A 14,363-nucleotide genomic window follows, 5' to 3' on the forward strand; every position below is an offset into this window, starting at 1 on the left:
TTCCCTACTCCATTTCCAGATGCAGCATGCTTCCTTTTCCCATCGGTTCTGCAGGTGTCACGACCAGACGACGCGGCATGCGCACACGTATTTCCGGGACGTGGCTAATGACCCCGATGGTGAAATCGTCCATGCGCAGTCGCTCAAGCGCATCCATAACGACTTCTAAAAGCTCCGGATCGAGTGTCCCAAAGCCTTCGTCCAAGAAGAAAAACTCCAGGCGCCCGCCACGCATTTGAATCTCCATCGACAGGGCAAGAGCCAGCGACAAGGAGGTCAGGAATGTTTCCCCACCAGACAATGTGCTTACTGGACGGCGCATTCCTCCAGCTCCCTCATCCCGCAAAACAAATTCGCCCTCGTCCCCGATTTCCAGCCCGTAACGGTTGGCGGTCATCCGTTTTAGGTGATAGGAAGCGTCTCTTGCGATTGTTACCAGTTTTTCCTCCGCAATGAACTGGACAAACGCCTTGGCTTCGAACAACTTTTTCAACTCTTCCAAGCGGCTCTGCTCATCCTGCTGCTGTACCATCTCTTTATGAAGCTCTTGCCATTTGTCATGATTTTTTTCCATGCGATCCACGTGCTCTTTAGCGACAGCGACTTGCTTTTGCGCCTCCTGGAAGGCTTGCTCCCATTGATCCCACGCCTCTTTTGCAGTGGTGAGCTCTTCCTGCGTAAACGAACGGCCTGCTACTGCTTGCTTCAGCCTTTCTTCCTCGTAACGAAGCTGCCCTGCGATTCGCGTGTAAGCCTCGACTTGTTCCTGTGCCTTTGGCAATTGCTCGCGCTCTGCGTACCGCTCCCGTACATACTCAACAGTACCGAGACCTGTTTCCTGCAAGCCCTTGTACAAGGTCTCGTGAGCTTCCGTGCGTTGCCGTGTGAGGATGGCTAGTGTCTCCGAATACTTGACCAGATTGTTTTGCACCGTTTCCCGCGCTTCGGCTGTTTCTTTGCGCTTTGTCTCTGCCAGCGTGACTGCCTGACGCAAACCGAGGAGAGAATCCTCTACCCGCATCAAACACTCCTGCGCAGTAAGTCCTCCTGTGCGCTCCAGCCATTGGGCATGCTTTTGTTCCCACATGCGCTTTCTATCTTCAAGCTTTTCCTTCAGAGCCGCTTCCCGTGATTTGCCCTCTACCTTACGCGACTTGGCGGCTTCTACCTGCATCGTCAGCTTTCCACGCAGTGTTTCTTTCTCTGATCGTACCTGCTGCAGTTCTGCCAAACGGCGATCTGATTTTCCGATTTCCTCGTACCGCTGTTCGATTTCCTCGATGGGAAGCTCATTACGCTTCTCGTCCAGCTCTTCTCTGGAGTGCTTTTCTTGCGTGAAAGCAGCGTCCATACGCGCTTTATTCTCATCGATTGCCTTCTGTGCCTGCTCGAGCAACAGCGTGCTCCGCTCCATCAAGCGTTTCTTTTCCGCTTCTTCCTCACGCAAGACCTCCAACTGCTGCTGCAATTGCTCACGCTCTGCTTTAAGTCGCTCTCTTTCCGCTTGCTTGGCGATCAGTTCTTTTTCCTCGCGCTGATAGACAGCGAGAAGCTCTTCAAAAGAATCCACGATCCAAGGCTGTTCGTAGCCGCGACACTCTGCCTTTATCGCTTCCAAGCGCGCTTCCAGCTGTTCCTGTTCAGCCTTTACGCTTGCTAGGCGCTCATCAAAAGCAGCAATCGCTCCCTTTGCTGCCAACCAGGCTTCCTTGGTCTTACCTGCTTCTTGTTCAGCCGCACGCAAAGCCTCTTCTGACGCTTTGATTCGGGCACGCAGGGCATCCCCCTCCGTTCCCGCATCAGTCGCTTTTGTATCGTTCTGGTGGCCGTGTGGGTGGTGTTCGGAACCACATACCGGACACTCCTTGCCTTCCTCTAAACGTTCGCGCAAAAATCGCGCCATGTTTTCCTGCTGCCAGCGTTCCCATTCTTGGCGCAGCTCATCTCGTTGGGCCAGCTGACTCCTCACAAGTGCTTCGCTTGCCTCTACTGCCCGAGTCAGCTCTTGATTGCGCTCATCCAATTGCTTGCGCTCCTGGACGATGTGTTGAGACTTCTCCTGCCAGGATGAGAAAGCCTGCAATACTTCCCGCCACTGGCGACCTACCTGCTTCATGTCTGCCAGTACATTTCTTGCTTTCTCCCATTCTGCTTCGCTCATCAAAGCCGAGTCAGCTGGTGCTGCCAGCTCTTCTCTTTTTTGTGCCAAGCGGTTCGCACACGCTTCCCAGCTGCGCTTGTGCTCATCGGCAGTATGGGTTGCCTCCTGAATGTGCTCCTGTACTGCGAGTTGTTCTTTTTCCAGCTCACGTACCTTGGCATGGTCCCGCTCCCACTGCTGCTTCGCTTCTCTGGCTGCTGCTATTTGTGCACGCCATTCAGGAGAGATGGTGACCTGCTTCATCTGTTCTTGCAGATCCGCCCACGCAAGCTCCCAGTTTTTTAAGTCGGCTTCATCCTTTTCCAGCTGTTGTTCTGTGTTAGTCAAGGCGACTGACACTTCATTCCACTCTCGCTCCAGACCTGTCCACTCTTCCCGGATCGCCTTTAGCTCCTCTTCCCACTCCTGCGCCTGTACCAGCCTACCCTTTTGCTGAATCAGTAACGGCTCCTGTTCAGCCAACTCGGCATGGACCTTCTGATACGCTTGCTCTGCCTCATCTACGGCCAAACGAGCACTCTCCTGCTGTTCGCGGCTGCGTTCCAATGCCGCACCAGTCGCATGCCATTCCTGATCCAAACGCTCATATTGCTGGACTAATGGCCACAGTCGAATACTCGACTCCCATTCACGAATCTTCGCGGTTAGGGATGCCATTTCCGCTTCATTTGCTTCCTGCTGCTGTAGTTGCGCCTGGACTTGCATTAGCTCCTGATGCCACTGGTTAAGCTGTTCCAGCTCTTTAAGCTTCCCGGCCAGCTCCTGTTTTTGCTGGGTGAATTCCTGCTCTTTTTGCGCAGCTTCCTCCCACGTTTGTCTCGCCAGCTCCAAGGCTTCTGGACCTGCGTCACCCAGAGCTGCACTCGCCAGTTGCAAACGATGCATCTGTTCCTTGACCTGCTCCAACGCGTGTCGTACGCGCTCACTCAGCTTTTCCCCATAAATATGTAGGCGGAACATCCGTTGCAGCATCTCATTGCGCTCACTGCCCTTCAGCGTCAAGAAGCGGGAAAATTGACCCTGTGGCAAAACGACCGCCCGGGTAAAGTCCTGCAAAGTGAGACCAATCAGTGCCTCAATCGCGGCTGTCGCGGACGTGGCTTTGGACTCCAATACGACATCCGGCTCTCCGGTCAAGGCTCCCGACTGAATCAGCCTCACTTCCGGCTGTCGCTTGTTCCCCTTTTTATCCAGACCAAATTCTCGTTCCACTGTATATTGCTTGCGCTCTTCGCCAGTCCCCAGCTCAAAGGTAAAGGAAACGAAAACGCGCTGCTCCAGCTGGTTTAGCACTTCTTTCGGGTGGTTACCCCCGCCCAGCCGGACGACCTGCCCGTACAACGCTAGGGTGATCGCGTCCAAGATCGTCGATTTCCCGCTTCCAGTCGGGCCGAATATCCCAAACAATCCCGCCTGACATAGCATTTCGAAATCGACCTCTTGCATTTCTCGATAGCTGTGCATCCCTGCCAGCTTCAATCGTATCGGTCTCACTCTTCTTCCCCCTCTCCTCCGGTTTCTGCCAATAGACGCTGGAACAAGGCCACCAGCTGCTCATCCGGCTCTGCTCCCCGTCTCCGTTCATAGAAGCGCTTGAACAATTGATCGGACGTCAGCTCTGTCAGCTCGACCCGCTGTTCCTCTTCCTCCTCACGCTCTTCCCTCACAACAACACGCTGTATTTTCAAGAAATCATCCGAAAGCTTGCGGACACGCTGAAATTCTGCTGGGTCGATCACGCCAGATACGTGCAGCTCCAAGTCAATCCACGCCCCTGCATCGCGTCCCTCTGCCAACCAGCGCTCGACTTGCTCGATTCCCTCCGTTGCTTTCCACCGTGCCAATGGCCGTGCGCTCGTCAAATAAATGATCTCCTCACGCACTTCTTGCCCTGGCTCCACCTCGACCAGTACGACTGCCTTGCTCTGACCTGCTTCAGAAAAGCTGTACGAAATCGGCGAGCCACTGTAACGCACCAACGGCTTGTCACTGAGCTTTTGCAGTCGATGGAGATGGCCGAGTGCCACATAATCAGCGTTCTTCGGAAAAGCCTGCGGCGATACAGTCAACGCTCCCCCAATTTGAATCGGTCGCTCGGAATCCGTTTCCTTACCGCCCATGACAAACAAGTGACTCGTGACCAGGTTAACCGTATCCTCGCGAAAATGAACAGACAGATCAGCAAGCAATTGTGCAATGCGCTCGGAAAAAGCAAGCTGCATCTGCTCCAGGGTAAAGCTTTCGCTTAATAGCTCCTTTAATCGCGATTCAGAAGGATAAGGCAAGGCCAAAATTACTGCATTCGCAGCGCAGCCGGGAATCTTCATTTCCAGCCAAGAAGGGCCTCCCTGCACAATTTGCACGCGATCAGAAGATGACTCCTGTGTCAGTAATGGTGCTTCCTTCGGCAAGCCCAACAAAACGATCCCGTGCTTTGTGGCAAGCGGCGCTGCTGCTCGCACCCGCTCAGGCTGGTCATGGTTCCCCGCGATCACGACAACACCACGCCTGCCTTCCGAAGACAAGCGCTCCAATGCATCATAAAAAAGCTCTTCCGCCCAAGCAGGCGGATTGACCGAATCATACACATCCCCAGCAATGAGTACCAAATCTACTTCCCGCTCATCAGCTATGTGACAAAGCTCGTCCACAAATGCTGCTTGCTCAATCCGGCGGTCCCGCCCTTCCAGCTGCCGCCCGAAATGCCAGTCGGCTGTATGTAATATCCGCATAACTCCTATCACTCTCCACGATCATGTGTTTGCTTTTCATTGTAACAAAAGACAGCGCTGTTCGCGGTTGAAATTTACTCCACTTCCCCGTAACTTTTGCTCCTGACCGCTCGTCTTCCAACTGAACAGATCGTCATCCCCGATTTCATCCCGGAAAGGAGCTCGTTACCGTTGCGTACTTCCCGCCTGCTAATTAGCTTAACAGCTGTACTTGCCGCCCCTTATCTCGTCCAAGCCACCCCTGCGCCCCTTGCGTCCAAGGAGCCTACCACATCACAAGTGATGGAATGGATTAACAAGCAAGCCAAAGCTCCAATTGTTACCGACAACTTTGATTTTCAACTCGTCAATCTCGATGATGACCCGGTACCAGAAATTGTCGCCAAGCATAACGGTAGCGTACATATCGGTAACTTTTACATTTTGGATCAAAGGCCAGATCGTGCGTATGCCCTCATCGCGGAAGAGGAATGGAATCCACCGCGCCTGCAATTGGACCACTGGGACTATACACGTGAAGTGAATTCCCCCGCGATTGATAAGAACGCGGAAGATGAACCGCGTCTACTCGCAGGAAAACGGGTTTTTGAAACAGTCCAGCATACTGGCGGATCAGGCGTATCGGTCTACGAGGCGAATCTGTGGTATTTGGACAAAGGTCGTCTGGTCAAAGCATGGGAAGGACTGCTGCGGGAAACCGTTTCCGTGCCGGGTGGTCAACTTTTTCGAACTGTCGGCAGTTATCAAATCGTACATGATGACGAAGCAAAACCACTGCTCTACCACTGGCAAACGAAGCAGGAGCTAAACCCGGATACAGGTGAACTACTGCTGGGCAAGCCTGAGACTACTTTGCAAATGTATCGTTGGGAAAATGGTGTTTTTATTCCTTTGAATGCAGAAAAACCGCCAGGGCAATAGCCTGACGGTTCGTAATTCGCTGTCCTCTATCCGTTGGGGTCGGGACGAAGACTTGCCACATGTTCTCCAGTCGCCTTTTTCCTCTCTGCGTTCGGGCGGAATTTCAGCTTCACTTATGAGATCCTTCCTCGAAACTTCAACGTTTGAAGCGCTCCTGCCATTCATTTCGGAGCGGACAGTGAATTCCCCCTTGCAGGGCGTAGGCCGAAGCGTAGACTGGAAATGCACTTCTTCCCCCACCACAGCTCCATGATAAAAAAGCCGCCCTCCCACGAATCAGGAGCGCAGCTTTCCTCTTACCTTCTCAGCTTTTCATTTGTCGGTGACTTCAACGTCTGCAAGCACATGTAGCAGATGATCCCGAACAAAATCGTGATAATCATGGAGTGAGTCAGCGTAGCGTACAGGTGAAGCTTGAAAATAATGACGAAGCCGCCGCTGAACACCTGCGCGATGCAAAGAATAAAGCTCAGGATACTTGCACCGTACAAGTCACGCCGTTTTTCCTTGAAATGACGTATGCAGTAAATCATTGTCCCCAACAACAAGAATCCCAACACCAACGCAGCGATTCTGTGGGCAAAATGAATACCGGTCTGTCCGTATAACTCTGGGATGACCTGTCCCTGACACAGCGGCCAGTCACTGCACGCCATACTTGAACCTGTATGTCTGACATACGCTCCGAGATAAACGACAGCGTACGTATAAATAGCGACGAACCACATCCAGTTGCGGAAGCCTTTTGAGACGGTCGTTTTCACCAAGCTTTGCGTTTTTTCTCGCTGATAAACGAACACACTCAACAAGAATACGCCTGAATAAGCAAGCAAAGAGAATCCGAAATGCAGAGCCAAAACAGATGAGGACTGTGGCCAAATAACGGCAGAAGCGCCGAGAATGGACTCCACTACGATGAAAAACAAACCAAAAATAGCGAGATTGCGAACTTCTTGGTTGCCTTTGTAATAGCGCCAGCAAAGTACAGAGAAAATCGCGACAACAATACCGGCAACACCTGTAATCAGGCGATGAGAATATTCAATAATGGATGCCAACGTATATTCTGGAACCCATTTACCGTTGCACAGCGGCCAGTCATTTCCACAGCCGAGTGCTGAATCTGTTTTTGTAACAAGCGAACCGGCTACCATCACGATAAACATGATCAAGGTAGCGAGAAAAGCTAACGGCTTTAGCCATTTTTCCATAGTAATTCACCCTGTTTCTTGTGAGGATCAAACAACACCTCGTTCTATGTCCTCTCTTACGATAATGAAACATCCCCTGCTAAGCAAGGGATGTTCCGTGAACATTTAGTGAGTGTTTCGTGTCAATAATAGTTGACCATGGTACTAATGACGATCGCTGCACAAAATACGGTCAAATAAAGGATGGAAAAGCCAAACAGTTTACGTGCCCAAGCAAGATCATCCTTGGTTTTGAACCCTTGTAAAAGCAGAACCATATACACAATCCCCATCACGCCCATGACGAGCAAATACACATAGCCTAGGCTAGCATGGACAAACAGCAGCAAAGAAGCTGGGAACAATACCGAACCCCACAGCACCATTTGTCGCTTCGTCTCGGCAAAGCCTTTTACTACCGGTAGCATCGGCAGATTACCTGCACGGTATTCTTCTGTTTTCAGCATGGCCAACGCCAAAAAATGGGGAGGCTGCCACAAAAACAAGACCAGGAACAACAGCCAAGCCGTCATGTCCATGGTGCCTGTTACCGCTACCCACCCAATCACCGGAGGAGCTGCACCTGAAATACCGCCAATCACCGTATTGAGAGTCGTCACTCGCTTCAGCGGCGTGTAAATCAGCACGTAAAAAATGTGACCGATCAATCCCCAAACCGCCGCCAAGGGATTCGCATATACAGCCAAAACGGTAACCCCTGCCAACAGCAGGCCAATCCCTAAGAGGATTGCGTTACGTGCAGAAATTCTTCCGGTCGCTACCGCACGATTTTGCGTCCGCTTCATTTTTTTGTCCAGATCACGGTCGTAGAAATTATTTAAAGCAGCACCCGACATAATGACCAAAGCGGTTCCCAGCATGGTGAATAGAGCCAGTTTCCAGTTCGGATAACCGTAGGACGCTAACCATAAAGCAGCAAAAGTGGTCATCAAGTTTGACAGGGTAATGCCAGGCTTCGTTAGTTGTACGTAATCCCCAAAGGTAGCTGGCCCTACCGGCTGTGTCTGCAAAGAAGCATCGGCATCAAGCGATTCCTGCACGGTCATTTGCTGGTCCACGTTTTGTACCTCCTGTTTCCTTCTATCTGAACATCCGAATCTTGTCTGGATAAACTAACTACATTGTATCCAATGCCCAAAAAACTACGAAAACGATTACTTACCAAAAATTACATCCAGCACGCCAGACGTCTCGCCACCTGGATAAACCCAGTACAGCAACAAATAAACCGCAGCTCCTGTAATCGAAGTGACAAACCACACAATGGACGTCCAAGGACCGATTTTACGATGTGAAGCATAGTTTTTCTTGTAAGCGTATCTGAGTGTAATCAGGCCCATCACACCACCGACTGTTGCCAGGATGATGTGGAAGAACAAGAACGTCTGATAGATTGGCTTGATGCTGTCTGGTCCGCCAAAATGCGTGTTTCCGATAAACACCGTTCTGGAGACATACGTGATAAAGAAGATCGTGGCACAGATCGCAGCCCATTTCATAATCTTCATATGCTTTTCTACTTGTTTTTTCGCAATGGCGTACCAGCCAATCGCAACGAGAATTCCGCTAATGACGATAAAAGCCGTACTTACCGTAGGCAATATGAGCCCCATTTTTTCACCTCATTCTACAAACGTTTCTGCTGTTCGCGCGTATTTAAAAAGTCGGCTTTTCAGCACCGAATGATTGATCCATCGGCATGTCGTCCTGCTTCTCTGCCTTGTACCAATGGTAGAAGACATAGGCCAGCACACAGCCGTAAACAAGCTCCTGTACCAGCTTCATAATGATTCCGCCAAGACGCTGGTCGTTAAACGCGTCGAGACTCTCGAATAGCTGTGGAGCAGCTATATAAGTAGCGTACAGCGGTTCCGAGGCAAAAATAATCAGCGCACAGGCTGGCGTAATCAAGACACCGTTTGCAAAAACGTACGACAGCTTTTTCAATCCGGCCAGTTGTCGCTTGTTATCAGACAACGGACTCACAATTGGCCACCACATCGCAAATGCGGCAATCACGAGAATGACATGATAAAACGTCATCCACTCATGGTTGATCGCGACGGCATCAAAAATAAACGGAACATGGTAAAACGAAAACAGTGAGTTGAACAACAGCGCTGCCACTAACGGATGTGTCAAAGAGTTTAGGATGAACTTCAGTGCTTTCGGACGGAAAATCTTGGCCAAAAGCCATTCAGGCATTGCCAGGAGCATAAGCGGTGGCAGGGCAAAGTACAAGATCGATTGTTGGAGCATGTGCAAACTAAACATGTAATGATGGCCGTAATAACTGATAGGGCTTCCTTGTGCGGCGTAAAACAACACGATTGCCAACACAAAAAGTAATCTTTGCTTGCCAGTCGCCGGTGTAGCGTTTTCAAAACGTTTATGCATAGGACCTGTTACGAGAAAGTAGACAGTAGTCACAAGCAACGACAAAAGCATCACATCCGGACTCCATAAATCCGAAAAGGTTGCTGATCCGGTAGCCGGTGACATCTCGTGCATTTGATGTTCATTTCCCATTTTTATATCCTCCCTTCCAAATGCAAAATCTTGGACGATACCACTCTCGCTGGGCGTCGTCATATGTACGTTTTGTGTCAATATGAAATACCAATTTTTATCTATTAAATGTTGCCCTTGATCCAATCTCCATTATACCGTTGATTCCCTTTTTCTTTGTAGATAAAAATGAACAAAGTGTTGAACAATACAATTCACAAAATTTACACAAAAAAACTCCTTATGAGTGGAGTCAACATAGTGGAGGAGAAGAAAAAGCACAGTTCTCTTCGACTCTGACACGCCCGCAAGGGGGCATCACTGGCCGTCTCCACTTCAAAAAGGGGACCGTCGAGCCAAAGCCACCCTACGGGCGGAAGATTCTCAGGGAAGAAGTGTTCGACAAGCGGGTCCCCTTTTTGAAGTTCCGACTGGGTAGACGTTGTCAAGGTCTACGAGCCCTGTGCTTTTTCTTCTCACCAGCTTTATTGGTTCATCGTTACCTTGTAAAACCTTTCCTATATGAAAATAAAAAAGAGTCCAGATCTTGTCTGAACTCTTTTTCCTTTCTAATATTAAAGTCCAAAGGAAACGAACTTCGTCTCCAGGTACTCATCCATTCCGTAGCGACCACCCTCACGGCCGATTCCGCTTTCCTTGAATCCGCCAAACGGCGCTTGCGTCTGCGTAGGAGAACCATCATTGATTCCAACGATTCCGTATTCGAGAAGCTCAGCCATACGGAAGCAACGCTGATTATCGCGGGTGTACACATAAGCAGCCAAGCCGTAACGTGTGTCGTTTGCCATCTGTACGACATCCGCTTCCTCTGTAAAACGCACGAGTGGAACGACAGGACCGAACGTTTCCTCAAAGGAGATTTTCATATCCGATGTAACGCCAGCAAGCAAGGTCGGTTCGCAATAGAAGCCCTTCGCATAATCACCTTCAACCAAACGATTTCCACCGTATACCACTTGCCCGCCTTTGTCCTTGGCGTCCTCGATATGCTCGAGCACCTTGTTCAAGGCACGCTCGTTCACCAGTGGACCGATCTCTGTCTCTTTCTGGCGTCCATCGCCTACCTTCGCACGCTTCAGACGCTCTACCAGCTTTTCTGTGAACGCATCTGCGACATCCTCGTGGACGTACAGACGATTCGTGCAAATGCACATTTGACCGGAGTTGCGGAACTTGCTCTCAAATAGACCTTTTACGGCTGCATCCAGATCTGCATCCGGGAATACGATGAACGGTGCGTGACCGCCAAGCTCCATGCTGACGCGCTTCACTTGCTTTGCTGCGCCCTCCATCAGCAGCTTGCCTACACGAGTGGAGCCTGTAAATCCGATTTTGGAGAGCTTCGGATTGTCGATGAACTCCTTCCCAATCGATTCTGGATTTCCAATGACAAGGTTTACGACGCCTTTTGGAAATCCAGCCTGCTCAATCAGCTCAAACATGCGAATCGCAGACAGCGGCGTGCTTTCTGCTGGCTTTAATACCACCGTGCAGCCCGCAGCCAAAGCCGGAGCGATCTTACGTGCAACCATGTTCACTGGGAAGTTCCACGGGGTAATCGCCCCTACCACTCCTACTGGCTGACGCAGCACCATGATGCGCTTGTTCGCAACCGAGGATGGGATCGTTTCTCCGTTGACACGCTTTGCTTCTTCTGCGTACCAGACAAAGTTATCAGCGGCACCCAGCACTTCGCCTTTTGCCTCGCCCAAAGGCTTGCCCATTTCAGCAGAAATGATGCCCGCCAGTTCATCCCGATTGTTTTTCACCAGCTCGGACAAGTTGTACAAATATTTGGCGCGCTCGCGAGCAGTCAGTCGAGACCAGCTTGCAAATGCCTGATGAGCAGCGTCGATGGCCTTGTTGGCATCACGCCCATCGCCGAAGGTTACTGTTCCAACTGTTTCACCTGTAGCAGGATTCGTAATCTGAATGGACTCGCCACTCTCGGCAGTCACCCATTCTCCATTAATAAACATTTGCTTGTACTCTCCCATGACATTCGCTCCTCTCAATCTCTCTCAATAGATTGGTTTTAGGGCCTCAAACGGATTTTTGCAGTGCCGGCAATACAAAATACTTCGACAAGCAGCAGGGCCAAACAAATTTTCAATTTGTGTATACGGGGAATCACAGTAGGGACATGCCACTTCCCATGTATCTCCCGGTTTGAAGTCAAGCGGTGGCGGCGCGATGCCAAAGCTTTTCAGCTTATCGCGAGCATCCAAGGCGATACGATCAGATGTCCAGGCTGGATCATAGACGAACGCTACCTGAACCTGATTGATTCCTTCTGCCTCCACCAGCTTTTCTGTGATGTTCTTCTTCATGATCTCGAGTGCCGGACAGCCGACAAAGGTAGGGAGCACCTCGACATGTACGACGTCTGCCTCGACGCGCACTTTGTGAATCATCCCCATCTCCACCATGCTGATCACCGGAATTTCGGGATCCGTTACTTGCTGCAGCAGTTCCCAGCATGTCGCTTCAAGCCCTTCATGCAGTTGCAGTTCTTCTTGCGCCATGAGAGAATCACTCCTTTTTACCAGCCTGCAGCCGGATCAATGCGATACACTTCAGACAAGGTAGCCAAAGCTTGCACCAGATCAGCAGTATGTTCACCGTGACGGCCGCGTTCTTGTGGCACTCCTGGCTCACCCGGCCAGTTGAGTCCTGCTTTTTCGAAAATGTCTTTGGTCAGTGTCAGCCATTTTTGTTTCAGTTGCTCTTCTTCTGCAATTAGGCCAAATTGAACGATATCGCCCTGGTTTTGTCCTAGATGAGGCAGCTCCCCGGCATCCTTCCAAACTTTTGCAATGGCTGCCTCCAGCTTCTGACGCGCATCAGCCGTACTGTTCGCCAATTGCTTCAACCAAACTTGCCAGTGCATCAGATGATAGCGATGCTCTGTCATCATTTTGCGACTGACCAGCGCGAGTGGTGCGTATGACGACTGCGTAAGAGCCTCCAAGCGAACCTGCTTGTATAAGCCGTACACATAGCTGCGAACAATCGCATAAGCCCAATCATAATGAGGATGATCGTTGTAATCGCCGTCACCGTTTTTACGCTCTACCAAGATCGCATTGGAAAACGCCTTCGCCTCACGCAGCTGTGCGAGATCGTCTGCTTTGCCTACCCCTAATTGCTCAAGCATTTCATAAAACATCACGGCATGGCCCATCATGTCCTGAGACATCGATGAAAAAGCCACGTCTTCTTCAATATGCGGAGCAAGCCCAAGCCATTCCGATCCGCGATATGCCAATATAAAATCGTCATCAGCAAGCTGGAACAACAGGTCGGTCAAGGCTTTTGCAAATGACGGGTTTTGTTTTGCTGCTTCCACTGTTTCTACATGTAAACGGTCGCCCATGATTGTATCCCTCCTGCTTAACTGCCGTTGCCTGCATGCTTCTGTTTTTCTTCGTACTGCTCGCGATGGTTACGCCATCTCGACTGCAAGTCGCCATATCCTCTGGTCTCCCGATAGCTCTTGTTGTCGAGTCTTTCTAGGAAAGGACGCTCCTCTGGCGGCAGTCCAAAAATGTCGTCGCGCTTGACTACCCACAAATTAAAACAAGGCTCGCGGCGCAGGAAGTTCTCCCTCGCCATGCTCAATGCGACTTCTTTATTGGGTGCCAACAAACTGAACTGTTGGACGAACGGAGCATTTACGCTTTTTTGGCTGAATACTTCGTATATGAAAAAGTTCTCGTTGCTCATCCACATTCACCTACCCTACTTGTCGGCCGTACGACATAATTGCGTCGCGCACCCATTTGGTTTCCTCATAAGACATTACCCGAAGATTCAGACGGTGAGCGGAGCGAGGTCCGTTTCCCTTGACGATTTGCTTGAACTCTTCCCAGTCAGGCTGTTGGTAGACCCATTTGTCTTCAGCATCGTCGAAGTGAATCGTATCGTCTGGAACTGTGAAGCCAAGGTGGAAAATACGCGGCAAATACTTTTTCAGGAATACTTGGCGCAATTCTTCATTGGTCTGTGTACGAATCTTGTAGCGCATGTTGGCTTCCTGATTGCTCGTAATGTTGCCGTTTTCCGGCGGTCCGAAAAACATCAAGAGGGCAGGCCACCAACGATGAATGGCATCTTGCAGCATTTGCCGCTGTTCATCGGTGCCTTCTGCCAACTCCAAGACGATGCTCTCCCCGTGTTGGGCGTGGAACTTTTCCTCCGCACAGATCCGATGCAGAGCGCGGGCATACGGTGCATAAGATGTATCGAGGGACATCGATTGCGTAATGATAGCCGCTCCGTCAACCAGCCAACCAATCACACCAGCATCAGCCCAGGTAGGCGCTTCCATGTGGAATACATTGTGAAATTTCAGTCTTTTTGTAAACAAATCATTCATGATATCCTCGCGCGTCTTGCCCAATGGCTCAAGCAGGTCTTCTGCGACACGAAGCAGCAATTGACCATGCCCCATCTCGTCCTGGACCTTTGCCATAATTGCCAGCTTTCTGCGCAGTGTTGGCGCCTTTGGTACCCATTCTTTTTCCGGCAAGGCACCCATGATCTCACTGATGCCATGCATCGAAATCAGCTTGATCAACTGGTTGCGATAGTCGTCTGGCATCCAATCGTCTGCCTCTATTTTTTCCCCGCGATCGATTCTCGCTAAAAACGCTTCCAACTTTTCGTTTTCAGTCAGATCGGCATGTTCGAGCCTCATTTGCATGGAGAACGCCCTCCTTTTATCAGATATGCATTATGTTAAAATTATAATACGTTTTTATAACGCAATAATAACATATCGTCATACGTTTTTGCAATACGCTTACA

Annotated in this window: 12 protein-coding genes; 1 reads left to right on the forward strand and 11 read right to left on the reverse strand. The window is 50.4% G+C overall.

The window, feature by feature from the left end; genetic code table 11:
• Window positions 1–4: 4 nt before the first annotated feature.
• Together ACFVS2_RS15055 and ACFVS2_RS15060 are read right to left on the reverse strand one after the other, a co-directional pair.
• Complete coding sequence (locus tag ACFVS2_RS15055; RefSeq protein WP_390235132.1) at window positions 5–3,655, reverse strand: AAA family ATPase; 3,651 nt, start codon at window positions 3,653–3,655, stop codon at window positions 5–7.
• Entirely contained in the window at window positions 3,652–4,893 is a 1,242-nt protein-coding gene (locus tag ACFVS2_RS15060; RefSeq protein WP_390235135.1) for an exonuclease SbcCD subunit D, read from the reverse strand. The genes ACFVS2_RS15055 and ACFVS2_RS15060 overlap by 4 nt, the downstream gene beginning before the upstream one ends.
• 171 nt (window positions 4,894–5,064) lie before the next feature.
• Here ACFVS2_RS15060 and ACFVS2_RS15065 point away from each other — a divergent pair, with 171 nt between their 5' ends.
• The gene (locus ACFVS2_RS15065) at window positions 5,065–5,814 is read left to right on the forward strand and encodes a hypothetical protein (protein ID WP_390235137.1); all 750 of its coding nucleotides are present in this window, start codon (window positions 5,065–5,067) and stop codon (window positions 5,812–5,814) included.
• A 296-nt stretch (window positions 5,815–6,110) separates the two neighbouring features.
• Here ACFVS2_RS15065 and ACFVS2_RS15070 read toward each other — a convergent pair whose 3' ends face one another.
• From ACFVS2_RS15070 to paaA, 9 genes are all read right to left on the reverse strand, one after another.
• Entirely contained in the window at window positions 6,111–7,025 is a 915-nt protein-coding gene (locus ACFVS2_RS15070) for a COX15/CtaA family protein (protein WP_390235138.1), read from the reverse strand.
• Between the two features lie 122 nt (window positions 7,026–7,147).
• Window positions 7,148–8,083 (reverse strand): heme o synthase, encoded by a 936-nt coding sequence (gene cyoE / locus ACFVS2_RS15075; RefSeq protein WP_390235141.1) that lies wholly within the window; start codon window positions 8,081–8,083, stop codon window positions 7,148–7,150.
• Between the two features lie 96 nt (window positions 8,084–8,179).
• Complete coding sequence (locus tag ACFVS2_RS15080) at window positions 8,180–8,638, reverse strand: DUF420 domain-containing protein (protein ID WP_173616690.1); 459 nt, start codon at window positions 8,636–8,638, stop codon at window positions 8,180–8,182.
• A gap of 43 nt (window positions 8,639–8,681) precedes the next feature.
• On the reverse strand, window positions 8,682–9,554 hold the full coding sequence (locus ACFVS2_RS15085; RefSeq protein WP_007728157.1) for a cytochrome c oxidase assembly protein: 873 nt from the start codon (window positions 9,552–9,554) through the stop codon (window positions 8,682–8,684).
• Window positions 9,555–10,108: 554 nt separating this feature from the next.
• Window positions 10,109–11,551, reverse strand: a complete 1,443-nt coding sequence (locus ACFVS2_RS15090) for an NAD-dependent succinate-semialdehyde dehydrogenase (RefSeq protein ID WP_048034702.1) — start codon at window positions 11,549–11,551, stop codon at window positions 10,109–10,111.
• 24 nt (window positions 11,552–11,575) lie between these two features.
• Window positions 11,576–12,079 (reverse strand): 1,2-phenylacetyl-CoA epoxidase subunit PaaD, encoded by a 504-nt coding sequence (paaD, locus tag ACFVS2_RS15095; protein ID WP_106782499.1) that lies wholly within the window; start codon window positions 12,077–12,079, stop codon window positions 11,576–11,578.
• A 17-nt stretch (window positions 12,080–12,096) separates the two neighbouring features.
• Window positions 12,097–12,930, reverse strand: coding sequence for a 1,2-phenylacetyl-CoA epoxidase subunit PaaC (gene paaC, locus ACFVS2_RS15100; protein WP_173616691.1), 834 nt, complete (start codon window positions 12,928–12,930; stop codon window positions 12,097–12,099).
• A gap of 17 nt (window positions 12,931–12,947) precedes the next feature.
• A complete protein-coding gene (paaB, locus tag ACFVS2_RS15105) occupies window positions 12,948–13,280 on the reverse strand; it encodes a 1,2-phenylacetyl-CoA epoxidase subunit PaaB (protein WP_173616692.1) in 333 nt (110 codons plus the stop codon).
• A gap of 10 nt (window positions 13,281–13,290) precedes the next feature.
• Window positions 13,291–14,259 carry a 1,2-phenylacetyl-CoA epoxidase subunit PaaA gene (gene paaA / locus ACFVS2_RS15110; protein ID WP_390235146.1) on the reverse strand — a complete coding sequence of 323 codons (969 nt, stop codon included), beginning with the start codon at window positions 14,257–14,259 and terminating at the stop codon, window positions 13,291–13,293.
• Between the last annotated feature and the right edge of the window lie 104 nt (window positions 14,260–14,363).

Source organism: Brevibacillus sp. NPDC058079 (assembly GCF_042885155.1).
Classification (GTDB): Bacteria; Bacillota; Bacilli; order Brevibacillales; family Brevibacillaceae; genus Brevibacillus.

Excerpts from the sequence above, each read along its gene's own strand:
- ACFVS2_RS15060 (WP_390235135.1), bottom strand. The coding sequence starts at position 4,893 with ATGCGGATATTACATACAGCCGACTGGCATTTCGGGCGGCAGCTGGAA.
- ACFVS2_RS15070 (WP_390235138.1), bottom strand. The coding sequence starts at position 7,025 with ATGGAAAAATGGCTAAAGCCGTTAGCTTTTCTCGCTACCTTGATCATG.
- ACFVS2_RS15080 (WP_173616690.1), bottom strand. The coding sequence starts at position 8,638 with ATGGGGCTCATATTGCCTACGGTAAGTACGGCTTTTATCGTCATTAGC.
- ACFVS2_RS15085 (WP_007728157.1), bottom strand. The coding sequence starts at position 9,554 with ATGGGAAATGAACATCAAATGCACGAGATGTCACCGGCTACCGGATCA.
- ACFVS2_RS15090 (WP_048034702.1), bottom strand. The coding sequence starts at position 11,551 with ATGGGAGAGTACAAGCAAATGTTTATTAATGGAGAATGGGTGACTGCC.
- paaD (WP_106782499.1), bottom strand. The coding sequence starts at position 12,079 with ATGGCGCAAGAAGAACTGCAACTGCATGAAGGGCTTGAAGCGACATGC.
- paaC (WP_173616691.1), bottom strand. The coding sequence starts at position 12,930 with ATGGGCGACCGTTTACATGTAGAAACAGTGGAAGCAGCAAAACAAAAC.
- paaB (WP_173616692.1), bottom strand. The coding sequence starts at position 13,280 with ATGAGCAACGAGAACTTTTTCATATACGAAGTATTCAGCCAAAAAAGC.
- paaA (WP_390235146.1), bottom strand. The coding sequence starts at position 14,259 with ATGCAAATGAGGCTCGAACATGCCGATCTGACTGAAAACGAAAAGTTG.